This is a genomic window from Kitasatospora sp. NPDC053308, assembly GCF_055585785.1.
In genome coordinates this window covers 355559-381158 of the sequence record NZ_JBVJJY010000005.1, presented here as the reverse complement: position 1 = coordinate 381158, position 25600 = coordinate 355559, and the positions used below count along the sequence as shown (strand labels likewise).

The window sequence follows — 25600 nt, the reverse complement described above, 5'->3', positions numbered from 1 at the left end:
GTACCACCCAGCAGCGCGAAGCCGCCGAGGCCTACGCCGACCGCGTCCGCACCGAGGCCGAACAGCACGCCGCCGACCTCACCGAACGCACCACCGCGCAGACCGCCCAGCAGCGCGAAGCCGCCGACGCCTACGCCGCCGAGGTGCGGGCGGAGGCCGAGCAGGCCGCCGCCGAACTGCGCGCCGCCGCGCAGCACGAGACCACCCAGCAGCGCGAAGCCGCCGAGGCCTACGCCGACCGCGTCCGCACCGAGGCCGAACAGCACGCCGCCGACCTCACCGAACGCACCACCGCGGAGACCACCCGGCAGCGCGAAGCCGCCGACGCCTACGCCGCCCAGCAGCGCGAGACCGCCGACGAACTGCTGGAGCGCGCCGAGGCCACCGCCGAGCAGTACCGGGCGGAGGCCGCCAAGGACGCCAAGGCCACCCGCGAGAAGGCCGCCGCCGAGCTGGCGCTGGCCAACGAGCAGGCCGAGACCGTCCGCGCCGAGGCCGGCCGCGAGCTGTCCGAGGCCCGGGCCACCGCCGACGGCATCCGCGCCGAGGCCGCCGCCGAGCTGGAGCGGGCCGAGGCCGACCGCGCCGAGCTGATCGCCGCCGCCAAGGCCGAGGGCGCCGAGCTGGTCTCCGCCGCCGAGGACGAGGCCGCCGAGGTCCGCCAGTCGGTGGCGGGCATGCACGAGGCCGCCGCCGAGCAGATCGCCGCGCTCAAGGCCGCCGCCGAGCAGGAGGCCGCCGAGGTCCGCGAGGCCGCCGAACAGGCCTCGTCCGAGCTGCGCGAGCTCACCGAGCGCGAGACCACCGAGCTGCGCGAGACCGCCGAGCGCGAGACCGCCGAGCTGCGCGAGCTCACCGAGCGCGAGACCACCGAGCTGCGCGCCGCCGCCGACCGGTACGCCACCGAGGTCCGCGAGCTCGCCGACCGCGAGACCGCCGAACTGCGCGCCGCCGCCGAGGCCGAGGCCGCCGAGCTCCGCGAGACGGCCGACCGGTACGCCGCCGCCCTGCGCGAGCAGACCGAGCGGGAGCTGACCGCCGAGCGCGAGGCCGCCGAGGCCGAACTCGCCCGGCAGCGCGCCGAGGCCCTCGCCTACGACGAGCAGCTGCGCGCGGACGCCGAGAACGAGCTGCGCGCCGCCCGGGAGGCCGCCGAGCAGCTGCGCGCCGACGCCGAGGCGCAGGCCGCCCGCACGGTCGCCGAGGCCGAGGCCCAGGCCGCCCGCGCGGTGGCCGACGCCGAGGAGCTGGCCACCGCGCTGCGCTCCGAGGCCGAGGAGTACGCCCTGGCCACCCGCACCCTGGCCGACGAGTACGACAGCGCCACGCACGCCCGCGCCGACGCGTACGACGCGGAGACCCGGGAGGCCGCCGAGCAGTTCGACAAGGCCACCCGCGACCGGGCCAAGGCCGTCCTGGAGAAGGCCTTCGCGGACGCGGAGGCGCTCGGCGAGGACGCCCAGACCACCGCGCTGGCCACCACCGCGGCCGCCGAGGAGCAGGCGGACGCGATGGTCGCCGCCGCCCGCAAGGAGGCCGACCGGCTGGTCGCCGCCGGCGAGGCGGCCGGCCAGGCCGAGGTCGAGAAGGGCCGCTCCGACGCCGACGCGCTGCTCGCCGAGGCCCGCCGGGACGCCACCGCGATCCGCGAGCGCGCCGAGGAGCTGCGCGAGCGCACCGACGCCGAGGTGGAGGCGCTGCACGAGCGGGCCCGCAAGGAGAACGCGGCGGCCATGAAGTCGGCCGGCGAGCGGGTGGACGCGCTGGTGACGGCCGCCCAGGAGCAGCTGACCGAGGCCGAGGAGCAGGCGGTGGCGACCGTCGCCGAGGCCGAGGACCGCGCCGCGGCCCTGGTCGCCGCGGCCGAGGAGCGGGCGAACGAGCTCACCTCGGAGGCCTCCGCCGAGGCCAGCAAGGTCCGCCTCTCGGCGGTCCGCAAGGCCGAGGGCCTGCTCAAGGAGGCGGAGACCAAGCTCGCCACCTCCACCGACCGCGCCGAGGCGCTCATCGAGAAGGCCGAGGCGAAGCTGCGCTCCGCCGAGGCCGAGGCCGAGGAGCGGCTTGACAAGGCGGCGGCCGAGGCGGAGAAGCGCCTGCGGGACGCCGACCGGGCCGCGGACGAGCAGGTCGAGCTGGCGAGGGCCGAGGCCGAGCGACTGCTCGCGGAGGCCAAGGCGGAGGCGAAGCGGGTCACCGACGAGGGCCGGCGCGAGCTGGACGAGCTGGTGCGCCGCCGCAAGGACATCAACACCGAGATCTCCAGGGTGCAGGACGTGCTGTCCGCCCTGGAGGCATTCGAGGCACCGTCACCGGTCGCCCAGGCCAACGGGGGAAGCAGTACCAAGAAGGACGGGGGCGCCAAGGCCGGTGCCGGAGTTGGCTCCCCCCGGTCGGGTGGCAATCGCTCCAAGAGCGCACCACCCGATTGAGCGGACATTGTCCGCGAGACAACGGCATTTCGCCGTCGACACTCCGGTACCGTGTCAGGATTCCCTCAACCACCTCAGCGGTTTGACGACAGGAAGCCCAGAACCCCATGAGCGACAGTCACTCCCCTCACGGCTTCGACCTGGTGCGCCGTGGGTACGAGCGCGCCCAGGTCGACGAGCGGATCACCAAGTTGGTGGCCGACCGCGACAGTGCCTTGACCCGGATCAGCGCGCTGGAGAAGCGCATCGAGGAGCTCCACCTGGAGACCCAGACCGCGCAGGCGGCGGTCGTGGAGCAGGAGCCCTCGTACGCCGGCCTCGGTGCCCGCGTCGAGAAGATCCTGCGGCTCGCCGAGGAGGAGGCCAAGGACCTGCGCGACGAGGCGCACCGCGCCGCCGAGCAGCACCGTGAGCTCGCCGAGGCCGCCGCCCAGCAGGTCCGCACCGAGGCCGAGAACTACGCCAAGGACCGCAAGGCCAAGGCGGAGGACGAGGGCCTGCGGATCGTCGACAAGGCCAAGAGCGACGCCGCCCAGCTGCGCGCCGAGGCCAACAAGGACGCCCAGAACAAGCGCGAGGAGGCGGACGCCCTCTTCGAGGAGACCCGCACCAAGGCCGCCCAGGCCGCGCTGGAGTTCGAGACCAACCTGGCCAAGCGCCGCGAGCAGTCCGAGCGCGACCTGGCCGCCCGTCAGGCCAAGGCCGAGAAGCGCCTGGCCGAGATCGAGCACCGGGCCGAGCAGCTGCGCCTGGAGGCCGAGAAGCTGCGCACCGACGCCGAGCGCCGCGCCCGCCAGACCGTCGAGACGGCCCAGCGCCAGTCCGAGGACATCGTGGCGGACGCCAACGCCAAGGCCGACCGCATCCGCAGCGAATCCGAGCGCGAGCTGGCGGCGCTCACCAACCGCCGCGACAGCATCAACGCCCAGCTGACCAACGTCCGCGAGATGCTGGCGACGCTGACCGGCGCGGCCGTGGCCGCCGCTTCGCTGCCGAACGACGACACCATGGGCGTGCCCGCCCAGCAGTCGCGCTGACGCCGTACGACCCCCGTGCCGACAGGCCCTCACCCACCAGGGTGAGGGCCTGTCGGCTGTCGTCCCGTCATCACCTCGGGCGCTTCTACCGGGGGTAGGCGCCGTCCGGCCGCTGGTGCCCGCTGCTGAGCTGGTTGCCCTCGTCGTCGGAGACCGTGCCGAACCAGGAGGTGCACCAGACCGAGACCGAGTCGGGCCAGTACTGCACCTCGAAGGGGTGTCCGGAGCCGTGGTCGCCGTACGAGGTGACGATGAAGGTCTCCCCCGGGCGCATCCAGTAGTCCTCGCCGAGGGGTTCCAGGGTCAGCTCGACCAGCCCCTCGCTCCGGTTGGTCACGGGCATCCGGCCGCTCACCTCCAGCGCCGAGAAGTCCCAGGCGGCCGCGTCCTCGCTCATCCGGCGGCCACCCGGCGCAGCAGGGCGCGGACGGCGGTGTCGAAGGCCTCGGGCGCCTCCAGGGCGCTCAGGTGCCCGACCCCGGGGAGGACGGTCAGCTCGGCGTCCGGGCGGGCCCTGACCATCAGTTCGGCCTCCTCCGGCGCCACCAGGGCGTCCTGGGCGCCCGCCACGACCGCCACCGGCACCCGCAGCCCGGCCAGGACGTCCAGGGCGTCCGGGCGGGCCGCCATGGCCCGCTGGGTCCAGGCGACGGCGGTCGGCGAGGCGGCGGCGACCATGGACTGCACCCGCTCCACGAGGTGCTGGGAGTCCGGGCCGAGCTGCCTGGCCGCGAGCCGCTCGTCCAGCAGCAGCCGCACGCTGTCCCGCGCGGTGACGGCGGCGGCGATCCGCTCCCGGTCGGCCCGGACGGCGTCGGTGTCGGCGGTGGCGCGGGTGTTGGCCAGCAGTAGACCGGACAGCCGCCCGGGGTGGCGGCGGGCGAAGGCGAGCGCCACGTAGCCGCCCATGGAGATCCCGCCGAGCACCGCGCGCTCGATCCCGGCCGCGTCCAGCAGCAGGGCGAGGTCGTCCGCGACCGCGTCCAGCGAGGGCTCGTCGGAGCCCAGCTCGGTGCCGCCGAACCCTCGCTGGTCGGGGGCGAGGACCCGGGCCCCGTCCCCGGTCGGACCGGGCAGCGCGTCCAGCTGGGACGACCACATCGAGGCGTTCAACGGGAAGGCGTGCAACAGCAGGAGGGGCGTTCCGGTACCGCTCTCGCGGACGGAGACTGCGGAGGGGAGCTGGGTCATGCGCCCACCGTATTCCGGTGCGCCCGGCGGGCCCACTCAGCGGGCCGCGATATCCGCTTTGTCCTAGCCTGACCGAGAGTAAGGGAGCGCGAATGATCGAGCTGCACGACCTGACAAAGCGTTACGGCCGGACTCTCGCGGTGGACCGGCTCAGCTTCACCGTCCCCCGGGGCGTGGTGACCGGCTTCCTCGGCCCGAACGGCGCCGGCAAGTCCACCACCATGCGCATGATCCTCGACCTCGACCGCCCCACCGGCGGCCGGGTCACCATCGACGGCAAGCGCTACGGGCAGCTCAGCGAGCCGCTCAAGTACATCGGCGCGCTGCTGGAGGCCAAGGCCGTCCACCCCGGCCGCACCGCCCGCGACCACCTGCTCTGGCTCGCCCAGAGCAACCGCATCCCGGAGCGCCGGGTGGACGAGGTGCTCGCCCTGGTCGGCCTCACCCCGGTGGCCCGCAAGCGGGCCCGCGGCTTCTCCCTCGGCATGGGCCAGCGCCTGGGCATCGCCTCCGCCCTGCTCGGCGACCCGGAGATCGTCATGTTCGACGAGCCGGTCAACGGCCTGGACCCGGAGGGCATCCTCTGGATCCGCAACCTGATGAAGCGCCTCGCCGGCGAGGGCCGGACGGTCTTCGTCTCCTCCCACCTGATGAGCGAGATGGCCGTCACGGCCGACCACCTGGTGGTCATCGGCAAGGGCCGGCTGCTCGCCGACCTGCCGATGCCGGAGTTCATCCGCCGCAACTCCCGCTCCGCCGTACGGCTGCGCACCCCGGAGCCCGAGCGGCTGCTCGACGCGCTGGCCGCCGCCGGCCTGCGGCCCGAACCCGGCCCGGACGGCTCCTACGAGGTGGTCGACGGCGACCTCGCCCGACTCGGCGAACTGGCCGCCGCAAACGGCCTGGTGCTGCACGAACTCAGCCCGCAGCAGGCCTCGTTGGAGGAGGCGTTCATGCAGATGACGGCCGACTCGGTGGAGTACCACGCCGGCGACGGACCGGGCCCGGACGCGGCCGGCGCACCCGGCGCCTGGGGCGCCGGCTGGAAGGCGGACGGCGCCCGGCGGTCGGCCGCGGCACGGCAGGAGGAGAACTGAGATGGCGTCCTTCCCGGCGGTCCTGCGCTCCGAGTGGACGAAGATCCGCAGCGTCCGCTCCACGGTCTGGACGCTCGCGCTGGCCTTCGTCGTCACCGTCGGCATCGGCGCGCTGCTGTCCCTGCTCACCAACAACAACTTCACCGAGTTCCGGCGCAACGAACAGTCCCCGTTCGACGCCACCGGGACGGCCTTCTCCGGCATCATGCTCGGCGAGCTGGCGATCATCGTCTTCGGCGTGCTGGCGATCGGCAACGAGTACAGCAGCGGCATGATCCGGGTGACCCTGGCCGCCGTCCCGCAGCGCACCACCCTGCTCGGCGGCAAGGCGACGGTGCTCGGCGCGCTCGCCCTCGCGGTCTCCCTGGTGACGGCCTTCGTCACCTTCTTCGTCGGCCAGGCACTGCTGGGCCCGCACTCCACCACGCTCGGCGAACCGCACGTGCTGCGCGCGGTGTTCGGCGCCGCGCTCTACCTGACGATGCTCTGCCTGTTCGCGGCGGGCGTCACCACGATGCTGCACAACCAGACGCTCGCGCTCGGCGTGCTGGTGCCGTTCTTCTTCCTGCTCTCGCCGATCCTCTCGGCGGTGCCGAAGGTCAAGACCCTGGCCCACTACTTCCCCGACTACGCGGGCTCGCGGATGCTGCTGGTGTACGAGCAGCACGGCCAGCCGTACGGTCCGTGGGCCGGCTTCCTGATCTGCCTCGCCTGGACGGCGGCGGCGCTGGCCGGCGGCGCGCTGGTGCTCAGGAACCGTGACGCCTAGCGACGCGTAGGAGTGCGGAGCCGGGCCGGCAGGTGGAGGCCGCTCCACCGGTCCGGCCCGGCGGGATTGCTCAGTAGCGCGGAGCGCCGCGCCCCCGCAGGACGTTGGAGGCCCGGCGCTCCCGCGCTCCCCAGCACGCGCGGTGCCAGTGCCGCCGGTCGTCCACCCCGGCGCCGTGCATCGGCCAGGCCACCACGTGGCCGACCCCCGGCGGGATCTCCTGGTCGCAGCCCGGGCAGCGGTAGAACCGCCCCGCCGTCCCGGCGACCGTCTGCACCACCCAGTCGTCGCCCTGGTAGCTCTCGGTGCGCCGCAGCGACCCGCCGAGCGGCGCGGCCGGCTCGGCGCTCTCGCGGGGGGCGGCGCTCTTGATCCGGTTGCGGCGCGGCGACACGGCGGACTGCCTCTCTTCCGGGGCTCTGGGCCGTTCCAGCCTACGGCCGGCCGACCCCCGGCTCGGCCACTACCACGGCACCGGCCGACGCTCCGGCCTTTTTGCCGAGATCCACCCGATCATCGGGGAAATCAGGGGTTCGGCGTGCCATTGGCACATGACATCCGATACCCAGAGGAGGAAGAGGCGGGGCTCGCAGACCCTGCGCGCACCCGAGGAGGCCCACGCATGACCAAGACCGACGCCCGTACCGAGACCCGTCGACCCGTCGCGGCCCGACCGCCGGCCCCCGGCCCGACCCTGACCGCCGTCCCCCCGGTGACGGCCGTCGCGGGCGATCCGCTGCCGACGCCGCAGCGCGCGGGGGCCCTGCCGGCGGACACCGCTCCGGTCCGGGTCGGACTGTTCATGCTGTCCGCGCAGTTCCCCGGGCAGAGCCACGGCGAGGCGCTGGAGCGCACCGTGCGGTCCGCCGTCGAGGCCGAACGGGCGGGCCTGGACAGCGTCTGGCTGGCCGAGCACCACTTCGTCCCGTACGGGGTCTGCCCCGACGCCGCGACGCTGGCCGGGCTGCTGCTCGGCCGCACCCGCCGGATCGGCGTCGGCACGGCGGTCAGCGTGCTCTCCACCCGGCACCCGGTGGCCCTCGGCGAGCAGGCCGCGCTGCTGCACCTCACCTCCGGCGGGCGGTTCACGCTCGGGGTCGGCCGCGGCGGGCCGTGGATCGACCTGGACGTGTTCGGCGACGGCCTGAGCGCCTTCGAGAGCGGCTTCCCGGAGCGGCTGGACCTCCTGCTGCGCTGGCTGCGCGGTTCCCGGGTGGGCGGGGACGGACCGCAGTTCAGCTTCCCCGAGGTGGCGGTGGTGCCGCGGGCCGCCGAACCGCTGCGCCGGCCCGGCCTGAGCAGCTGGCTCGGCCTCGGCGAGCAGTCCGGCCCGGTGCGCCTGCCGCGCCAGCGGCAGGACGAGGAGGGCCTCGGCGACGAACTCACCACCACCGGGCGGCCGGTGGCCGGTCCGCCGGTGGTCGTCGCCTGCACCTCGCCGGGCGGGGTGAAGCTGGCCGCCGAGCGTGGTCTGCCGATGCTGCTCGGCATGCACTCCGGGGACGACGACAAGCTGCACATGCTGGAGCTGTACCGCACCGCCTGGCTGGCCGCCGGGCGCAGCGAGGAGCAACTGCGCCGGGTCAGCCGCCGGCACGTGGCGGCCGGGGTGGCCCAGGTCGAGGACCGCACCGCGGCGGCCCGGTCCACCCTGCTGAAGGCGATGCCCGACTGGTTCGAGTACGGGCTCGGCGCCCACCGCACGGTGGACGGCCGCGAACGCACGATGCGCGACCCGCGCCAGTACACCGAACTCCTCTGCGACCTGCACGCGGTGGGCACCCCGCGGCAGTGCGCCGACCGGCTGCTGGCCACCGCCGAACGGACCGGCATCCGCCGCTTCGCGCTGCTCGCCGAGGGCAGCGGCGACCAGGAGGCCACCCTGCACAACATCGCCCGGCTCGGCTCCGAGGTGCTGCCGCAGCTGGGTTGATCACCGCGCGCCGCGCCCCGGCGGTCCGGGCCGCCGCCCCTCCCCCCGCACCGGGGGACGGGGGCGGCCGGCGCCCCGACGGCACCGTGCTGGTCGGAAGCCTGACGCTCAGCAGTCCCGCAGTTCCTCGGACTGGTTGAGCAGCTGCTCCCGGACGGACGTGAACCGCGCGAACCGGGCGTCGTTCGCCTCCGACGGCAGGAACACCGCCACCCGGTGACAGTTCTGGAAGGCCAGCCGGACACCGAAGTGGCGCTGCAGGGCGCCCCGGATGGCATCGCTGGCGAGCGCGCGCAGCAGCTGGCCACGGGCCTGCTCGCTGGGCGGCGGCACGTGGTTGTCGGCGAAGTCGGTGCCGTCGACCTTCGCCTGGGCGACCAGCGAGCTGATCAGGTCCCAGGCGTACGGCAGCGAGACGCGGACGCAGTCGACGAATTCCCGCTCGTCGACCTCGCCCCGCTCGGCCTTCTCCAGCAGGGCCGGTGAGACGTCGAGCGACATGGATTCTCCTCTCGGGTCCACCCGCGCGGCGCCCGGGTGGTCGTGCGTTGTCCAAGCTCGGGTGAGGGTGGGCGACATCGCGTGTGGCGTCCGGGACACCCTGGGACGGGGGTTTCCGGCACCGTGGCGATCAGCCGCGGCGGTACGGGGCGTGATGCCCCGAACACCGACCGCGCTCAGAACAGCGTGGCAGTCAACGACGAAGCAGGCCGGTCATTCCTGCGGATTGCTTGGGAAATACGCCGTGGTGCACCAGATTGGCCGGATCCTGTCGGATCGTTCATCTGAAGTCTCCATCCCCGTTGACAGCATCCCCGCAAGCATGCCGTCACACACCGTAGCGGCCGGATGGGACGGGCGCCAGACCTCGACGAGCGGGAGCGGGAGCGCTGAACCTCCATGTTCGCGGGGTTCGCGCTTTCTTCACCCCGTCGTCGCGGAATCGCATCAACTGGCCCCGGTGGGCTAGCGTGGTCGACCGTGCGTCTCGTAATTGCCCGCTGCTCAGTCGACTATGCCGGTCGGCTCTCCGCCCATCTGCCCTCCGCCACCAGGCTCATCCTGGTCAAGGCCGACGGCAGCGTCAGCATCCACGCCGACGACCGCGCCTACAAGCCGCTCAACTGGATGTCCCCGCCGTGCGCCCTCAAGGAGGCCGACGGGGTCTGGACGGTGGAGAACAAGGCCGGCGAGAAGCTCATCATCACGCTGGAGGAGGTGCTGCACGACTCGTCCCACGAACTCGGGGTGGACCCGGGCCTGATCAAGGACGGCGTCGAGGCGCACCTCCAGGAGCTGCTCGCGGACCGGATGGAGGTGCTCGGGGCCGGCTGGTCGCTGATCCGCCGCGAGTACCCGACCGCCATCGGCCCGGTCGACATCCTCTGCCGCGACGCCGACGGCGCCACGGTGGCCGTCGAGATCAAGCGCCGCGGCGAGATCGACGGTGTCGAGCAGCTCACCCGTTACCTCGAACTCCTCAACCGGGACCCGCTGTTGGCCCCGGTCAAGGGCGTCTTCGCCGCGCAGGAGATCAAGCCCCAGGCCCGCGTGCTGGCCACCGACCGCGGCATCGGCTGCGTGGTGCTGGACTACGACGAGCTGCGCGGCATCGACGACGACAAGCTCAAGCTGTTCTGACGGGTCAGCTCGGCGACGCCGAGGCCGAGGGGCTGGGCCCGCCGGTCGCGGTGGGCGTCGTGGTCGGCGTGGGGGTCTGGGTCGGCGTGGGCGTACTGCCGGTCGGCTTCGGCGACGTCGGCTGCGGTCCCGGTTGACGCGACGGCGTCGGCTGCGGCGCCGGCGGCTGCGGCTGTCCCGGTGCGGGCGACTGCGACTGCTGGGCGGTCGGCGACTCGGTCGCCCCCGGCGAGGAGCTCGGCTTCTTCGTCGGCGAGGCGCTCGCCGCGTGCGAGGCGCCGGCGCTCCCGGACGGTTCCGGGCTGCCGCTCTGCCCGGCCGGGCTGCCCGGTGCCGTACCGGACGCGGCGGGCGAGGGGCTGCCGGAGGGCTGCGGGAAGGGCGCGTCCTGGGCTCCGCCCTCGTCCAGCCGGCCGCTGTGCGGGTCCTTCGGCCGGTGCTGGTCCGGCCCGGTGAGGCTCATCGCCACCGCCGTCCCCAGCACCCCGAGGGTCAGGACGGCCGTGGAGACCACGACCACCCGCCGCCGCCTGCTCGACTTCAGGCGGGCCGGGACGCGGGCCGCGATCTTGCGGATGACCGGCGCGCGGCCGCCCGCGACGGGTGCGGCGGCCGGCAGCTGCCGGCCCTCGGCGCGCAGCAGCTCGATCATCCGGCGCGCCGCGGCCACCCCGCGCTGCTCCCCCGCGGCCGCCCGCAGGGTGAGCGCGGTCTCCAGCTCCGCGATGGCCCGGGACGGCTGCTGGACGCACATCGCGTGCACGCCCGCCTCGTGGTGGAACCAGGCCTGGTCGCTCGCCGAGCCGACCCGGCGGGCCGCCTCCTGGCCGAGCTGCAGCACCCGCTCCCAGGCTCCCCAGCGCAGTGCCAGCGCCAGCGCGGGCGCCGCCGCCCGGGCGAGCCGGATCACCGCCTCGTGGCGTCCGGCGGTCCGGTCCGCGACCAGGACGCCGATCAGCACCTCGGCCTCGGCGGCGATCTGTTCCAGCGTCACCGAGCTGTGCCCGACCCACCAGGCGAAGTGCTGGGCGGCACCGTCCACGCAGCCGCGGGCGGGCCAGTGCGGGGCGAGCAGTTCGAGCGCGCCGGCGGTCAGCCGGTGGTGCCCGCCGATGGACACCGTCAGCCCGGCGTCGGCGAGTTCGGCGAGGGCGGCCTCGCCCTGGCCGACGTCGATCAGGGCGGGCAGGTGCGGCGCGGTGGGGCACTCCCCGCCGAGCGCGACGGCGAGCCGCAGCACGGCCTGCGCGGATTCGCTCAGCCCCTCGGCGAGCCGCACCGCGGGCGAGGCCGTCTCGGCGACGGAGGGCAGCGGGACGGTGCGGCGCAGCGCGTTCTCCCGGACCGCCGGGTCCGGGTCGCGGACGGGCCCCTCGACCGCGCCGAAGACGTCCATCCGGTCGTCCTCGGCGGCGACCAGCGCGTCCACCGCGACGTCCCGCTGGCGCAGCAGGGCGGCGGCCTGGACGAAGCGCAGCGGCAGGCCCTCGGACTCGAACCAGAGGTCCACCGCCCAGGCCTTCTCGGCGACGTCCAGGGGCCGCCCGGCCAGCCGGGCGGTGAGGGCGAGGCAGGCGGGGCGGGAGAGCCCGGCGACGAGGTGGTCCTGGATCCGGGAGCCGGCCGCGGGCGGCGGACTGCCCGGGGCGACGGCGACCAGGAAGGCGCAGCCGGGGGCGGTGGCGAGCAGGTGCTCCAGCTCGGCGCCGGAGAGTTCGGCGGCGTCGATCACCACGACCGCGCCGACCTCGGCGAGGTGGGCGGCGAGTTGGCCGGGGTCGGGCCGGTAGCCGGGGGCCTGGTGGGTGGCCGCGAAGAGGTCCTGGAGCAGGTCGGCGAGGGTACGGCGGTGGCCGCAGAGCTGGACGACACCGCCGGGGGCGAGGTCGGCGGCGGCCGCGGCGACGGCCGCCAGCAGTGCGCTGCGGCCGGAGCCGGCCTGGCCGACCAGGCGTATCGACCGGCCTTCGGCGAGCAGGCCGAGGAGTTCGGCGATGTCGGCCTCGCGGTCCAGCAGCGGCAGGTCGGCCGGTCCCGAGCCGAGCGCGAGCGGACCGACCGCACGGCCGACGCCGCCGACCGGGCCGCGGGCGGGCTCGCTGCGCTCGATCCGGCGCGGGCGGGGGCGCCACTCCTCGGGGCAGGGCCTGGCCTCGGAACCGTCCGGGGCGCCGACTCCCACCAACAGGCCGCCGGAGACCAGTTCGCCGCCGCGGGTGCGGACGGCCTCCTGTCGGAACTCCCCGGATGGCTGTGCCACGTTCTGCTCCGCATCGTGCTCGGCCGTCGGCGCCCGGCGCCGACCGGCTGACGTCCCGGTCGCGGCCGCGGGCGGTCTGGGCCCAGCCCCGGCGGCCGTCTTCTGACGGGCAGACTCTTGCACATCCCGGCCCGCCCGTGCAGGGCGGTCCGGGGGCGGGGGCCGTTCGGGAGCGCTGACCAGGCGCGTTGCCGGGAGGGGTGGCCGGCGGTGCGGAGGGCGCGCTACAGGGCGAGGCCGTGCGCCTCGGCGATGCCGCCGTCGACGGCCAGGATGCGGTGCAGCTTGGTGGCGACCAGCAGCCGCTGGAGCTGGGCCGGGACGGAGCGCAGCACCAGCCGGCGGCCGATCCGGCCGGCCCGCCGGTGGGTGCCCATGATCACGCCGAGGCCGGTGGCGTCCCAGAACTCCAGCCGGGCGAGGTCGAGCACGAGGTCGCCGAGGCCGCCGTCCACGGCCTGGTGCAGCCGGGCGCGCGCGTCGGCGGCGGTGCGCACGTCGAGGCGGCCTTCGATGGCCAGCGCCGTGTGGTCGCCGGTGATGCGCATGCTCTCCTCCTTCGCCTGGACGGCCTGGTGCGGGGTGGGGCCGCCCCGGCCGTACCGGGTGCGGGAGCTGGATGTGCGTCCGGGCGGGCCGCAGCCCCACGCCCGGACCCGGTCGGAATGCCGGGTTCCCTCATCTGACGGCGAACCCGCTCCGCAGGTTGCTGGTTCCGGCCAGATCTGAAGCAACTTCACTCGTCCGAGGGAATATACGCAGGAAGTCTCCACACCTACGCTCGATTACCGCCCAAATCACCCGTCTGCGGCACCCGGCGTGAGGAAACTCACCCGACCCGGCGGAGCGGGCCGTACGATGCTCCGATCGCACGGCCCGCCGGGTCGTTCAGCCCTGTCGGTTCACTTGCCCTCGTACGGGTAGAACCCGCGGCCGCTCTTGCGGCCCAGGTCACCGGCGGTGACCATGCGGGCCATGATCTCCGGGGCGGCGAACTTCTCGTCCTTGGTCTCGGTGTAGATGTTGCGGGCGGCGTGCAGCAGGATGTCCACGCCGGTCAGGTCGGCGGTCTGCAGCGGGCCCATCGCGTGGCCGAAGCCGAGGCGGCAGGCGGTGTCGATGTCCTCGGCGGTGGCGACGCCCGACTCGTACAGCTTGGCGGCCTCGACGACCAGCGCGGTGATCAGGCGGGTGGTGACGAAGCCGGCGACGTCGCGGTTGACCACCACGACCTCCTTGCCGACGCCCTCGGCGTACGCGCGCGCGGTGGCCAGCGTCTCGTCGCTGGTCTTGTAGCCGCGGACCAGCTCCACCAGCTTCATCATCGGGACCGGCGAGAAGAAGTGGACGCCGACGACCGACTCCGGGCGCTCGGTGGCGGCGGCGATCCGGGTGATCGGGATGGCGGAGGTGTTGGAGGCCAGCACGGCGCCGTCCTTGGCGAGCTTGTCCAGCTCGCGGAAGACGCCCTCCTTGACCTCCAGCTTCTCGAACACGGCCTCGACCACGATGTCGGCCTCGGCGACGGCGCCCAGGTCCGTGGTGGTGGTGATCCGGCCCAGCGCGGCCTCGGCGTCCTCGGCGCTCAGCTTCCCCTTGGAGACGAACTTCTCGTACGAGGCGCGGATGCCCGCGAGCCCCCGCTGCAGCGCCTCCTCGGTGACGTCCCGCAGCACCACCGGGTGCCCGGCCTGCGCCGAGACCTGGGCGATGCCGGCGCCCATCAGGCCGGCACCGATCACGGCGATCTGCTTGCTGGACGCATTGCTCATGGCTGGGTCTCCCGATGCCGTCGCCGCCCCGCGGGCGGGCCCTGAAGGCGGCTCAGGGCAGGGGTCACCGCCAGAGAGCCGCGTCGCTCGATTCCCGGACTCTAACGCCCGAACCCCCGGCGCAGTAGCGGTCGGGAGTGTGATCTGCAACCGACCCGGTCAGCCGACCGTGCGGCCCGCGAACAGCTCACGAGCAGCTCACGAGCCGCTCGTCAGAGGGTCAGACCGAGGTCCTGGGCGAGGATCGCCGCCTGCACCCGGCTGCGCAGCCGCAGCTTCGCCAGGATCCGGCTGACGTGCGTCTTCGTGGTGGCCTCCGCCATCGTCAGCCGGGCCGCGATCTCGCCGTTGGACAGGCCCGCCCCGATGCAGGCCAGCACCTCCCGCTCCCGGACGGTCAGCCCGGCCACCGCCTCCCGGGCCTCCGGCCCGATCCGCCGCTCCGGACGGGCGAAGGCCCCGATCAGCCGTCTGGTCACCGAGGGCGCCAGCATGCCGTCCCCGCGCGCCACCGTGCGGATGCCCTCGACCAGGGTGTCCGCCTCCAGGTCCTTGAGCAGGAATCCGGCCGCGCCCGCCCGCAGCGCGCCGTAGACGTACTCGTCCAGGTCGAAGGTGGTCAGCACGAGCACCTGGGCGGCGCCGGCCGCGACCACCTGCCGGGTCGCCGAGACGCCGTCCAGCCGGGGCATCTGCACGTCCATCAGCACCACGTCCGGCCGCAGCTCCAGTGCCAGCCGGACGGCCTCCTCGCCGTCGGCGGCCTGTCCGACCACCTCGAACTCCGGCTCCGCGCGCAGGATCATCACCAGCGCCGCCCGTACCGCCGCCTGGTCCTCCGCCACCAGCACCCGGATCGTCATGCCCGCCCCTCGCCTCCCTGCGCGCGCGGCAGCACCGCGCGCACGCTCCAGTACCCGTCCTTCGGCCCGGCCTCGAAGCTGCCTCCGAGCAGCCCGGCCCGCTCCCCCATGCCCACCAGTCCGGCCCGGGCGCCCGGCAGTCCGCGGCCCGGCTCGTCGCGGTACGGGCTGTCGACCGCGATCCGCAGCTCGTCCGGCCCGAACTCCAGCCTCAACCGGACCATTCCGGGCGCGGCGTGCTTGAGCGCGTTGGTCAGCGACTCCTGGACGATCCGGTACGCGGCCAGGCCGACCGGCACCGGCACCTCCCCGCGCTCGCCGTGCTCGGCCAGCTCGAAGTCCAGTCCCACGTCCTGGCCGGCCGCCCGGGCCTTGGCCAGCAGGGTGTCCACCGCGGCCAGGTCGGGCGCCGCGTACGACTCGTCGACCTCTCCCCCGCCGCTGTCCCGGAGCAGTCCGATCATGCGGCGCATTTCGGCCAATCCCTGGACGCTGTTCTCCCGGATCACCGCCAGCACCTCCACCAGCGGGTCGTCCGCGGGCAGGCCGCGGCGCTTGGCGACGGACTGCGCGCCGGTGGCGTGGATCGCGATCGCCGACAGGTGGTTGGCCACCACGTCGTGCAACTCCCGTGCCATCCGGGCCCGTTCGGCGCCGACCGCCTCACGCCGGTCCATCTCCGAGAGCAGCGCGGTCTGTTCGGCCCGCAGCCGCTCGGTCTCCGCCTCCTCCCGGTGCTTGCGCACCACGTCGCCGGTCCACACCGGCGCCAGGAAGACCAGCGAGCTGACCACCGCGACCAGCAGCCCCGCTCCGGTGCCGCCGACGTACCAGGTCAGGCCGGCGAGCACCAGCACGGTCGAACCGCCGGTCAGGTGCAGCACCCGCGACATCCGGCGGCTGCCGTAGATCACCGCCGCGTACAGCAGATCGGTGTACATGATCAGCGTCGCCAGCAGGCTGCCGGTGAACAGGCTGGCCGCGAAGGCCAGCCCGCCGACCGAGACCGCGAGCACCGGCCTGGTCCGCCGGCACAGCTCCAGCCCGGCCATCACGAGCAGCGGCAGCGCCACCGCCCACACCGGGAGGCGGTCGGCGTTCTCGTACACCCGGAAGAGGATCAGCACGGCGCCGCCCAGCAGCCCGCAGAGGGCGATCACCTGGTCGAGCCGGCGCGGGGGGAGGGACGGAACGGGCACGCCCCCATCTCACCATCCCCGGCGGCCCCCCGGCTCCGGTCCGCGGAGGAGCCCGGCTACATCGAAAGGTGCAGGCCGGGACGGCACCCCACGACGACGACACGGGCGTACCCGCGCACGAGGCTGGAGGCACCGCCGAACATCCGGGAGCAGAACGTGATCGTCACCCTCATCGTCGCGGCCGAGATCTCCTGGTGGATCGTGCTCGGCCTCGCCCTCTCCGCCCGCTACCTGCTGCGGTGGCGCCGCACCAGCACCGTGCTGCTGCTCGGCCTCCCAGCGGTCGACCTCGCCCTGTACGCGCTCACCGTCGCCGACCTGCGCGGGGGCGCCGAGGCGAGCTGGACGCACGCGCTCGCCGCGAGCTACGCCGGCTTCTCGGTCGGCTACGGCCCCTCGTTGGTCCGGTGGGCCGACCGGCACTTCCTGCACCGCTTCGCCGGCGGCCCCAAGCCGCTGCCCTCGCCGACGTACGGCCCGGAGCGGACCAGGCACGAGTGGCGGATCGCCGGCCGCACCGTGGTCTCGGCCGCGATCACGCTCGGCCTGATCACCCTGCTCGTCCCGCTCTCGGCGGGCTCCGCGCACTTCGGCACCTTCGCCCAGTGGTACTGGCGGCTCGGCATCGCGGCCGTGGTCAACGTGGTCGTGGCCGCCTGCTACTCGCGCTGGCCCAAGGAGGCCCCGGCCGGTGTGCGGGTCGAGGACGGCCGGGTCGTCGAGGACGCCCCGGCGGAGCAGCGCTGAGCGGCCGGCGCGCGGGTCGGCGGCCCCGCGCGCCGGCCGCGGGAGGTCAGCGGTTCTCGCCCGGGACCCAGAGCACGTCGCCGCGCTCCTTGTTGGCCACCCGGGCCAGGATGAACAGCAGGTCCGACAGCCGGTTGAGGTACTTCGCGGTCAGCGGGTTGACGGTGTCCCCGTGCTCGGCGATCGCCGCCCAGGTGGAGCGCTCGGCCCGCCGCACCACCGTGCAGGCCAGGTGCAGGTGGGCCGCACCGGGCGTACCGCCGGGCAGGATGAAGCTGCGCAGCTTCTCCACCTGCTCCAGGTAGTGGTCGCAGTCCGCCTCCAGCCGGTCGACGTAGGACTGCAGCACCCGCAGCGGCGGGTACTTCGGGTCCTCGACCACCGGCGTGGACAGGTCGGCGCCGACGTCGAACAGGTCGTTCTGGACCCGGACGAGCACCGCCGCCACGTCCTCGGACAGCTGCCCGACCGCGAGCGCCACCCCGATCGCCGCGTTGGCCTCGTTGGCGTCGGCGTACGCGATCAGCCGCGGATCGGTCTTGGTGGTCCGGCTCATGTCGCCGAGCGCGGTGGTGCCGTCGTCGCCGGTACGGGTGTAGATGCGCGTCAGATTGACCATGCGGCCACCCTAAGGCGTGTCCGGCGGGTCGAGCCGTGTCGCCCCCGCAAGCCGCCGTCAGACGGCGTCGACCCTGCCTCGGCCTTCGGCCGGGCGGTGCCCCCGTCCGAGGGTCTCGTCGCTACGCGACGTTGACCCTCTGCCCGGGCGGAGCCGCCTCCAGCCAGGCGAGGAAGCCGGTCAGCGCGTCCTCGCTCATCGCCAGCTCCAGCGGCGCCCCGTTGTGCAGGCAGCGCAGCACCACCGAGCCGGAGAGCAGCGCCAGCTCCTCCTGGCCCTCCGGGTAGCGCCGGCCGAGCACCTCGATCTCCCGCCGCGGCAGCACCTTGCGCGGGCGCGGGGCGTACGAGAAGACCCGGAACCACTCGATCGAGTCGCCGCTGTACCGCCCGATACCGAAAACCCACCCCTTGCCGTCGGTCGGGGGGACCGGGGCGGAGGTGGGTTTGCCGTTCTCGTCGAGGTCGGGCTGCGTGGAGGCGTCGGCGGGCATTTTGAGCCGGTAGCTGCAGTCGAACGTGCCGCCCACCCGCTGGATCAGGCGGCGTCGGACGGCGAAGGCCATCAGGCCGATCACACCCAGCGCCACGACCGCCGCACACACCACAAGCGCGAGGACCATGCTCACCTACCTCCTCGCTACCCGCGTTCCCCGTAGCGGTCGTATCAAGCGACCGCGCTGACCTACCAACTACGACGACAGTCCCGGGGTCACGCTCACGCGTCCCCGGGACCGTCGGTCGACCCCGCTAAGCCGGGGTCCGGCGCACTCAGGCGTGGGCCTTGAGGCCGCGCGCCGCGAACAGACGGACCTCGGCGCGACGCTCGGCGTGCGCGTCCAGGTCCGACTTGGCCTGCTCCAGCGCGCGCTCGGCACGCGCGACGTCGATCTCGTCCGCCAGCTCGGCGATCTCCGCGAGCAGAGACAGCTTGTTGTCGGCGAAGGAGATGAAGCCGCCGTGCACCGCGGCGACGACGGTGCCGCCGTCCACCGTGCGGATGGTGACCGGCCCGGTCTCCAGCACGCTCAGCACCGGGGTGTGGCCCGGCATGATGCCGGTGTCACCGGAGGCCGTACGGGCGACGACGATGGTGGCCGCACCGGACCACACCTTGCGGTCGGCTGCGACCAGCTCGACGTGCAGCTCAGCCAACGTGGGCTCCTAGGCTCATGCAACCCCCGATTACTCGGGAGTTTCGGTAAGAATAACGGCCCCGCGCCCCCGGCATGAAACCGGCGGCACGGATTTGACCGGAATCACAGCCGAGGCGACGCGAGGGGTGGGTCCCAGGGTTGGGGCCCACCCCTCACGGTCACTCAGCTGCTACCGGCCGCGATTACTTCTTCGCCAGCTCGGCGGCGTTCTTCTCGAGGTCCTCGATGCCACCGCACATGAAGAAGGCCTGCTCCGGGACGGAGTCGTACTTGCCGTCCGCGATCGCGTTGAAGGCCTCGATGGTCTCCGACAGCGGCACGGTCGAACCCTCGACACCGGTGAACTGCTTCGCCACGTAGGTGTTCTGCGAGAGGAAGCGCTCGATGCGACGGGCACGGTGCACCGTGATCTTGTCTTCCTCGGACAGCTCGTCCATACCGAGGATGGCGATGATGTCCTGGAGGTCCTTGTACTTCTGCAGGATCCCCTTGACGCGGACGGCCGTGTCGTAGTGGTTCTGCGCGATGTACCGCGGGTCGAGGATGCGGGACGTGGAGTCCAGCGGGTCGACGGCCGGGTAGATGCCCTTCTCCGAGATCGGGCGCGACAGAACGGTGGTCGCGTCCAGGTGGGCGAAGGTGGTGGCCGGGGCCGGGTCGGTCAGGTCGTCCGCGGGGACGTAGATCGCCTGCATCGAGGTGATCGAGTGACCGCGGGTCGAGGTGATGCGCTCCTGCAGGAGGCCCATCTCGTCGGCCAGGTTCGGCTGGTAACCCACCGCGGAGGGCATGCGGCCGAGCAGGGTCGACACCTCGGAACCGGCCTGGGTGAACCGGAAGATGTTGTCGATGAAGAGCAGCACGTCCTGCTTCTGCACATCGCGGAAGTACTCCGCCATGGTCAGGGCGGACAGGGCGACGCGCAGACGGGTGCCCGGCGGCTCGTCCATCTGGCCGAAGACCAGCGCGGTCTTGTCCAGAACGCCCGAGTCGACCATCTCGTCGATCAGGTCGTTGCCCTCACGGGTGCGCTCGCCGACGCCGGCGAACACCGACACACCACCGAAGTTCTCGGCGACGCGGTAGATCATCTCCTGGATCAGAACGGTCTTGCCGACACCGGCACCACCGAACAGACCGATCTTGCCACCCTGCACGTACGGGGTGAGCAGGTCGATGACCTTGATGCCGGTCTCGAACATCTCGGTCTTCGACTCGAGCTCGGAGAAGTTCGGGGCCTTGCGGTGGATCGGCCAGCGGACCGACACCTGGGACTCGAACTCCGCCTTGTCGACGTTCAGCACCTCACCGAGGGCGTTGAACACCTTGCCCTTGGTGATGTCGCCGACCGGCACCGAGATGGCGGCACCGGTGTCGGTGACCTGCGAACCGCGGACCAGGCCGTCGGTCGGCTGCATCGAGATGCCGCGGACCAGGCCGTCGCCGAGGTGCTGGGCGACCTCGAGGGTCAGGGTCTTCTTGCCCGTGCCGTCGGGGTTGTCCACCTCGACGTGCAGGGCGTTGAACATGTCCGGAATCGCGTCGACGGGGAACTCCACGTCGACGACCGGGCCGATGACCCGCGCGACGCGGCCCGTCGCCGTGGTCGGCTCAACAGTGGTGGTCATACTCATTCGCTCCCGCGGCTCGCGTCAGCGAGCGCATTGGCGCCACCGACGATCTCGCTGATTTCCTGGGTGATCTCGGCCTGACGGGCCGAGTTGGCAAGCCGCGTGAGCGACTTGATGAGCTCGCCGGCATTGTCCGTCGCGCTCTTCATCGCGCGGCGGCGGGCGGCGTGCTCGGAAGCGGCCGACTGCAGCAGCGCGTTGTAGATCCGGCTCTCGACGTACCGCGGCAGCAGCGCGTCGAGGACGCCCTCCGCCGACGGCTCGAAGTCGTACAGCGGGAAGATCTCCGACTTGGCCGACGACTGGTCGCTGAGCTGGACCTCGTCCAGCTTCAGCGGCAGCAGCCGCGCCTCCACCGCGTCCTGCGTGAGCATGGACACGAACTCGGTCGAGACCACGTGGAGTTCGTCCACGCCGCCGGTCTCGGCCGTGAAGGCCTCGATCAGCTCGGCCGCCACCGTCTTCGCGTCACCGTAGGTCGGCTTGTCCGAGAAGCCCGTCCACGAGTCCGCCACCGCCAGGTTGCGGAAGGTGTAGTACGACAGGCCCTTCCGACCGACGACGTAGGTCACGACGTCCTTGCCCTCGCCGCGCAGGCGCTCGGTGAGCGCCAGCGAGGCCTTGATGGCGTTGGACGAGTAACCGCCGGCCAGGCCGCGGTCCGCCGTGATCAGCAGGACGGCCGCGCGCTTGGCGTTCGGGTTCTCGGTGGTGAGCGGGTGCTTGGCGTTGGACCGGGTGGCCACCGCCGTCACCGCCCGGGTGAGCTCGTCGGCGTACGGAGCGGAGGCCGCCACCGCGCGCTGCGCCTTGCCGATGCGCGCCGCGGAGATCATCTCCATCGCCTTGGTGATCTTCTTCGTCGCGGTGACAGAGCGGATCCGGCGCTTGTAGACCCGAAGCTGTGCTCCCATGGGTCGTTACGTCCTTTCCCTCGCTACCGGACTCAGGCCTGCTCGGAGAGCAGCTTGCCGTCGGCGGTCTGGTAACCCTGCTTGAAGGCCTCGATGGCGCTGGTCAGCGCGTCGATGGTGCCGTCGGCCAGCAGGCCGGTCTCGACGATGCCGGCGAGCAGGTCCTTGTGCTGCAGGCGCACGTGGTCCAGGAACTCGCGCTCGAAGCGGCGGATCTCGGCGACCGGGACGTCGTCCAGCTTGCCGGTGGTGCCGGCCCAGATGGAGACGACCTGCTCCTCGACCGGGAACGGCTGGTACTGGCCCTGCTTCAGCAGCTCGACCATGCGCGCACCGCGCTCCAGCTGGGCCTTGGAGGCCGCGTCCAGGTCGGAACCGAAGCCGGCGAAGGCCTCCAGCTCACGGTACTGGGCGAGGTCCAGGCGCAGACGGCCGGCGACCGAGCGCATGGCCTTGATCTGGGCGGAGCCACCGACGCGGGAGACCGAGATGCCGACGTTCACGGCCGGGCGGATGCCGGCGTTGAACAGGTCGGACTCCAGGAAGCACTGGCCGTCGGTGATGGAGATGACGTTGGTCGGGATGTACGCCGAGACGTCGTTGGCCTTGGTCTCGATGATCGGCAGACCGGTCATCGAGCCGCCGCCCAGCTCGTCGTTCAGCTTGGCGCAGCGCTCCAGCAGGCGGGAGTGCAGGTAGAAGACGTCACCCGGGTAGGCCTCGCGGCCCGGCGGGCGGCGCAGCAGCAGGGAGACGGAGCGGTAGGCCTCGGCCTGCTTCGACAGGTCGTCGAAGATGATCAGGACGTGCTTGCCGGCGTACATCCAGTGCTGGCCGATGGCCGAACCGGTGTACGGGGCGAGGTACTTGAAGCCGGCCGGGTCGGAGGCGGGAGCGGCCACGATGGTGGTGTACTCCAGCGCGCCGGCCTCCTCCAGGGCGCCGCGGACGGACGCGATGGTGGAGCCCTTCTGGCCCACGGCGACGTAGATGCAGCGGACCTGCTTCTCCGGGTCGCCCGAGCGCCAGTTGTCGCGCTGGTTGATGATCGTGTCGACGGCCACCGCGGTCTTGCCGGTCTGGCGGTCACCGATGATCAGCTGGCGCTGGCCGCGGCCGATCGGGGTCATCGCGTCGATGGCCTTGATGCCGGTCTGCAGCGGCTGCTTGACCGACTTGCGGGCCATGACGCCGGGGGCCTGCAGCTCCAGGGCGCGGCGGCCCTCGGAGGCGACCTCGCCCAGGCCGTCGATCGGGTTGCCCAGCGGGTCCACGACGCGGCCCAGGTAGCCGTCGCCGACCGGAACCGAGAGGACCTCGCCGGTGCGGCGCACGGTCTGGCCCTCTTCGATGCCGCCGAACTCACCGAGGATGACGACACCGATCTCGCGGGTGTCGAGGTTCAGCGCGAGGCCGAGCGTGCCGTCCTCGAACTTCAGCAGCTCGTTCGCCATGACCGAGGGCAGGCCCTCGACCTTGGCAATACCGTCCATGGCCTCGGTGACCGTACCGACCTCTTCCACAGAGGCGGCGTCCGGCTGGTACGACTGGACAAAGTCGGCCAGCGCGTCCCGGATCTCCTCCGGACGGATCGTAAGCTCCGCCATCAGGCTTCCCTGCTCTCCTAGTTTGCGATCCTCGGCCCGCCATTGAGGGCCGCAAGTACTCGACTCTCGGCCGGGTCGTATGAACCGGCCGTACGTTTTGCCGACTCCTTGGGGAGCCGGTTTCCCGACCGAGGGTCGGATGTGCTGCTTCGGTGCTCAGCCTTCGAGCTGCTGGCGAGCGCCCTCGAGGCGGCTCGACACGGTGCCGTCGATGATCTCGTCGCCGATCTGCACCCGGACACCGCCGACGACCTCGGGGTCGACGTCGATGTTGAGGTGGACCTGGCGGCCGTACATCCGCCCCAGAGCGCCGGACAGGCGCTCCTTCTGGGTGTCCGACAGCGGCACCGCGCTGGTGACCAGGGCCACCACGCGGTCGCGGCGAGCGGCGGCGAGCTTCGAGTAGGACTCGAGGCCCTGCTCCAGGCTACGGCCACGCGGCTTGTTGACGAGGGCGGTGACCAGCCGGACGGTGCCGGCGTGGGCGCGGCCGCCGAGCAGCTTCTTGATCAGCTCGGACTTCGCGACGGCCCCGGCCTTCGGCTCGGTCAGCGCGGCGCGCAGCTCGTGCGAGCCGCTCACCACCCGGCCGAAGCGGAAGACCTCGTCCTCGACGTCGTCCAGGGCGCCGGCCTTGTCCGCGGCGATGATCTCGGCGTACGCGGCGAGCTCCTCGGTCGCGTCCACCAGGTCGCGCGCACCCGACCAGCGGGACCGGACCAGCCCGGAGACCAGGTCGACGGCCTCGCCGGAGACCTGACCGGTCAGCAGCGAGGTGACCAGCTGGGCCTTGTCCTGGCCCGACCGGGACGGGTCGGTCAGGACGCGGCGCAGCGACACCTCACGGTCCAGCACGGCCGTGACGGCGGTGAGCTCCTCGGCGAGCTTGGCCGCGTCCACCGAGGTGGAGTCGGTCAGGCTCTCCAGGTTCTGCCGGCCGGCGGCGAGGGCCTCACGGCTGGCGCCGATCACTTGGCCGCACCCTGAGCAACGGCGGCCTTGGCCTCCAGCTCGTCCAGGAAGCGGTCGATCACACCGCTCTGCCGGGCGCTGTCCTCGAGGGACTCACCCACGATGCGGGACGCCAGCTGGGTGGCCAGCGAGCCCACGTCCTGGCGCAGGGCGGCAGTCGCCTGCTTCTTGTCGGCCTCGATCTGGGCGTGACCGGCCGCGACGATGGCCTCGCGCTGGCGCTGGCCCTCCTCGCGCATCTCGGCGAGCTGGGCGGCGCCCTGCTCGCGAGCCTGCTCGACAATGCGGGCGGCCTCGTGGCGCGCCTCGGCAAGCTCGGCACGGTACTGCTCAAGCACGGCCTGGGCCTCGGCCTGAGCGGCCTCGGCGCGCTCCATGCCGCCCTCGATGGCGTCCCGGCGCTCCGACAGCACCTTCTCGATGCTGGGGAGGAGCTTCTTGCCGAGCAGACCGAAGACGATGAAGAAGCAGAGCAGGCCGATGATGACCTCGGGCCAAGCGGGGAGAAGAGGGTTCATCTTCTCCTCTTCCGCGAGGAAGACCACGGGGTTCATATCTGAACCTTTCGTCTGGTGGGACTACCGGTGTGCCGGAATTACTTGCCGGTGCCGAACACGAACGGCATGACGATGCCGATGAGCGCGAGCGCCTCGGTCAGCGCGAAGCCGATGAACATGTTGGAACGGATGAGACCGGCAGCCTCGGGCTGGCGGGCCATGGCCTGGACACCGTTACCGAAGATCAGACCGACGCCGATGCCGGGGCCGATGGCGGCAAGGCCGTAACCGACGGAAGCGATGGAACCGACGACGCCCTCAGCGATCATGGTCATTGCAGTTGTGTCCTTTGCAAGGGGTGGTGAACCGGTGGTGATTGGCCACCGGGCGATCCGGATGGTGGTTCACGAGAGGCCAGGGCCTCAGGCTCAGTGCGCCTCTTCCAGGGCACCGGCGATGTAGCTGCTGGCCAGCATCACGAAGATGTAGGCCTGCAGGAACTGGACCAGCAGCTCGAAGGCGGTCAGGCCGACGGCGACGACGAACGAGGCCGAGCCGTACAGCGCGCCCAGGGTCGGGCTGAGCAGGTACCAGGAGGCGATGGAGAACATCACGATCAGCAGGTGGCCGGCGAACATGTTCGCGAAGGCTCGGACCGCGAGCGTGAAGGGGCGCACGAAGATGTTCGAGAAGAACTCGATCGGCACCAGGATGAACATGACCCAGCCGGGGATGCCCGACGGCCAGCAGAGGTTCTTCAGACCGCCGACGAAGCCGTGCTTCTTGAAGGTCAGGGTCATGTAGGTGATCCACACGACCGCCGCGAGGCCGGCCGGGAACGCGATCGCCGCCGTCACCGGGAACTGCGCGAACGGGATGATCGACATGATGTTCAGCAGCCACACGAAGAAGAACATCGAGACGAGCATCGGGACGTACTTCTCGCCCTTTTTGCCGATCGTCTCCAGCACGATGGAGCGCTTGACGAAGTCGTAGCCGATCTCACCGACCAGCTGCAGCTTGCCCGGCACCAGGCGCGGCTTGGCGAACGCGGCCCAGAAGAAGACGACCACCAGCACTGCGACGATCATCGACAGCAGCATCGGCTTGTTGAAGTAGAAGCTGCCGATGGTGAAGATCGGCTTGAAGTCGAATTCGTTCAGACCCGGAGCCGGGAAGCCACAGCCAGCGTCCCCGAAGTGGCAACTGCCTGAGGCGAGGTACGACGTGAGTTCAGCACTCACCACGGACTCCTTCGTCGTGACG

General features: G+C 72.5%; 25 protein-coding genes and 1 pseudogene. 7 read left to right on the top strand and 19 right to left on the bottom strand.

Annotation, left to right across the window (positions count from 1 at the left end):
* Positions 1-2429: pseudogene (locus tag ACZ6Y7_RS15045) on the top strand (hypothetical protein); the annotation flags it as partial.
* Between the two features lie 107 nt (positions 2430-2536).
* Positions 2537-3466, top strand: a complete 930-nt coding sequence (locus ACZ6Y7_RS15040; RefSeq protein WP_030057505.1) for a coiled-coil domain-containing protein — start codon at positions 2537-2539, stop codon at positions 3464-3466.
* 85 nt (positions 3467-3551) lie between these two features.
* Here the strand turns inward: ACZ6Y7_RS15040 and ACZ6Y7_RS15035 are convergent, their stop codons facing one another.
* Complete coding sequence (locus tag ACZ6Y7_RS15035; protein ID WP_350633433.1) at positions 3552-3863, bottom strand: hypothetical protein; 312 nt, start codon at positions 3861-3863, stop codon at positions 3552-3554.
* Positions 3860-4657, bottom strand: a complete 798-nt coding sequence (locus ACZ6Y7_RS15030; protein WP_465758316.1) for an alpha/beta fold hydrolase — start codon at positions 4655-4657, stop codon at positions 3860-3862. The genes ACZ6Y7_RS15035 and ACZ6Y7_RS15030 overlap by 4 nt, the downstream gene beginning before the upstream one ends.
* 92 nt (positions 4658-4749) lie before the next feature.
* Between ACZ6Y7_RS15030 and ACZ6Y7_RS15025 the strand changes: the two genes are divergently transcribed.
* Positions 4750-5754, top strand: coding sequence for an ABC transporter ATP-binding protein (locus tag ACZ6Y7_RS15025; RefSeq protein ID WP_465758315.1), 1005 nt, complete (start codon positions 4750-4752; stop codon positions 5752-5754).
* 1 nt (position 5755) lies between these two features.
* Positions 5756-6523 (top strand): ABC transporter permease, encoded by a 768-nt coding sequence (locus ACZ6Y7_RS15020; RefSeq protein ID WP_465758314.1) that lies wholly within the window; start codon positions 5756-5758, stop codon positions 6521-6523.
* Positions 6524-6593: 70 nt separating this feature from the next.
* Here the strand turns inward: ACZ6Y7_RS15020 and ACZ6Y7_RS15015 are convergent, their stop codons facing one another.
* Complete coding sequence (locus ACZ6Y7_RS15015) at positions 6594-6917, bottom strand: ATP/GTP-binding protein (protein ID WP_402222100.1); 324 nt, start codon at positions 6915-6917, stop codon at positions 6594-6596.
* Between the two features lie 408 nt (positions 6918-7325).
* Between ACZ6Y7_RS15015 and ACZ6Y7_RS15010 the strand changes: the two genes are divergently transcribed.
* The gene (locus ACZ6Y7_RS15010) at positions 7326-8456 is read left to right on the top strand and encodes an LLM class flavin-dependent oxidoreductase (RefSeq protein ID WP_465758396.1); all 1131 of its coding nucleotides are present in this window, start codon (positions 7326-7328) and stop codon (positions 8454-8456) included.
* A 108-nt stretch (positions 8457-8564) separates the two neighbouring features.
* Here ACZ6Y7_RS15010 and ACZ6Y7_RS15005 read toward each other — a convergent pair whose 3' ends face one another.
* Entirely contained in the window at positions 8565-8957 is a 393-nt protein-coding gene (locus ACZ6Y7_RS15005) for an SCO5389 family protein (RefSeq protein WP_465758313.1), read from the bottom strand.
* A gap of 480 nt (positions 8958-9437) precedes the next feature.
* On the opposite strand from ACZ6Y7_RS15005, the gene nucS reads away from it, so the two are divergent.
* Positions 9438-10097 carry an endonuclease NucS gene (gene nucS, locus ACZ6Y7_RS15000; RefSeq protein WP_359828612.1) on the top strand — a complete coding sequence of 220 codons (660 nt, stop codon included), beginning with the start codon at positions 9438-9440 and terminating at the stop codon, positions 10095-10097.
* Between the two features lie 4 nt (positions 10098-10101).
* On the opposite strand, the gene ACZ6Y7_RS14995 is transcribed toward nucS, so the two are convergent.
* The 5 genes from ACZ6Y7_RS14995 to ACZ6Y7_RS14975 all read right to left on the bottom strand — a co-directional run bounded on the left by ACZ6Y7_RS14995 (position 10102) and on the right by ACZ6Y7_RS14975 (position 16191).
* Entirely contained in the window at positions 10102-12357 is a 2256-nt protein-coding gene (locus ACZ6Y7_RS14995; protein WP_465758312.1) for a P-loop NTPase family protein, read from the bottom strand.
* A 224-nt stretch (positions 12358-12581) separates the two neighbouring features.
* Positions 12582-12905, bottom strand: a complete 324-nt coding sequence (locus tag ACZ6Y7_RS14990; RefSeq protein ID WP_402222108.1) for an STAS domain-containing protein — start codon at positions 12903-12905, stop codon at positions 12582-12584.
* A 354-nt stretch (positions 12906-13259) separates the two neighbouring features.
* Positions 13260-14129 carry a 3-hydroxyacyl-CoA dehydrogenase family protein gene (locus tag ACZ6Y7_RS14985; protein WP_465758311.1) on the bottom strand — a complete coding sequence of 290 codons (870 nt, stop codon included), beginning with the start codon at positions 14127-14129 and terminating at the stop codon, positions 13260-13262.
* Positions 14130-14341: 212 nt separating this feature from the next.
* Positions 14342-14992, bottom strand: a complete 651-nt coding sequence (locus ACZ6Y7_RS14980; protein WP_465758310.1) for a response regulator — start codon at positions 14990-14992, stop codon at positions 14342-14344.
* Positions 14989-16191, bottom strand: a complete 1203-nt coding sequence (locus ACZ6Y7_RS14975) for a sensor histidine kinase (RefSeq protein ID WP_465758309.1) — start codon at positions 16189-16191, stop codon at positions 14989-14991. The genes ACZ6Y7_RS14980 and ACZ6Y7_RS14975 overlap by 4 nt, the downstream gene beginning before the upstream one ends.
* Before the next feature lie 156 nt (positions 16192-16347).
* Between ACZ6Y7_RS14975 and ACZ6Y7_RS14970 the strand changes: the two genes are divergently transcribed.
* Positions 16348-16938, top strand: coding sequence for a hypothetical protein (locus ACZ6Y7_RS14970; RefSeq protein WP_465758308.1), 591 nt, complete (start codon positions 16348-16350; stop codon positions 16936-16938).
* Positions 16939-16984: 46 nt separating this feature from the next.
* On the opposite strand, the gene ACZ6Y7_RS14965 is transcribed toward ACZ6Y7_RS14970, so the two are convergent.
* The 10 genes from ACZ6Y7_RS14965 to atpB form a co-directional block, all read right to left on the bottom strand.
* Positions 16985-17557, bottom strand: coding sequence for a cob(I)yrinic acid a,c-diamide adenosyltransferase (locus tag ACZ6Y7_RS14965; RefSeq protein ID WP_465758307.1), 573 nt, complete (start codon positions 17555-17557; stop codon positions 16985-16987).
* A gap of 121 nt (positions 17558-17678) precedes the next feature.
* Positions 17679-18179: a DUF2550 domain-containing protein gene (locus ACZ6Y7_RS14960; RefSeq protein ID WP_030057523.1), complete on the bottom strand. Its 501-nt coding sequence runs from the start codon at positions 18177-18179 to the stop codon at positions 17679-17681.
* A gap of 148 nt (positions 18180-18327) precedes the next feature.
* Positions 18328-18711: a F0F1 ATP synthase subunit epsilon gene (locus ACZ6Y7_RS14955; protein WP_402222125.1), complete on the bottom strand. Its 384-nt coding sequence runs from the start codon at positions 18709-18711 to the stop codon at positions 18328-18330.
* Positions 18712-18895: 184 nt separating this feature from the next.
* Positions 18896-20341 (bottom strand): F0F1 ATP synthase subunit beta, encoded by a 1446-nt coding sequence (gene atpD / locus ACZ6Y7_RS14950; RefSeq protein ID WP_465758306.1) that lies wholly within the window; start codon positions 20339-20341, stop codon positions 18896-18898.
* Between the two features lie 2 nt (positions 20342-20343).
* On the bottom strand, positions 20344-21258 hold the full coding sequence (locus ACZ6Y7_RS14945; protein ID WP_465758305.1) for a F0F1 ATP synthase subunit gamma: 915 nt from the start codon (positions 21256-21258) through the stop codon (positions 20344-20346).
* A gap of 32 nt (positions 21259-21290) precedes the next feature.
* Positions 21291-22865: a F0F1 ATP synthase subunit alpha gene (gene atpA / locus ACZ6Y7_RS14940; RefSeq protein ID WP_465758304.1), complete on the bottom strand. Its 1575-nt coding sequence runs from the start codon at positions 22863-22865 to the stop codon at positions 21291-21293.
* A 156-nt stretch (positions 22866-23021) separates the two neighbouring features.
* Positions 23022-23837, bottom strand: coding sequence for a F0F1 ATP synthase subunit delta (locus tag ACZ6Y7_RS14935; RefSeq protein ID WP_465758303.1), 816 nt, complete (start codon positions 23835-23837; stop codon positions 23022-23024).
* Positions 23834-24391 (bottom strand): F0F1 ATP synthase subunit B, encoded by a 558-nt coding sequence (locus ACZ6Y7_RS14930; RefSeq protein ID WP_465758302.1) that lies wholly within the window; start codon positions 24389-24391, stop codon positions 23834-23836. The genes ACZ6Y7_RS14935 and ACZ6Y7_RS14930 overlap by 4 nt, the downstream gene beginning before the upstream one ends.
* A 41-nt stretch (positions 24392-24432) precedes the next feature.
* Positions 24433-24669 carry an ATP synthase F0 subunit C gene (gene atpE / locus ACZ6Y7_RS14925; protein ID WP_097236234.1) on the bottom strand — a complete coding sequence of 79 codons (237 nt, stop codon included), beginning with the start codon at positions 24667-24669 and terminating at the stop codon, positions 24433-24435.
* 93 nt (positions 24670-24762) lie between these two features.
* Entirely contained in the window at positions 24763-25578 is an 816-nt protein-coding gene (gene atpB, locus ACZ6Y7_RS14920) for a F0F1 ATP synthase subunit A (protein ID WP_465758301.1), read from the bottom strand.
* Between the last annotated feature and the right edge of the window lie 22 nt (positions 25579-25600).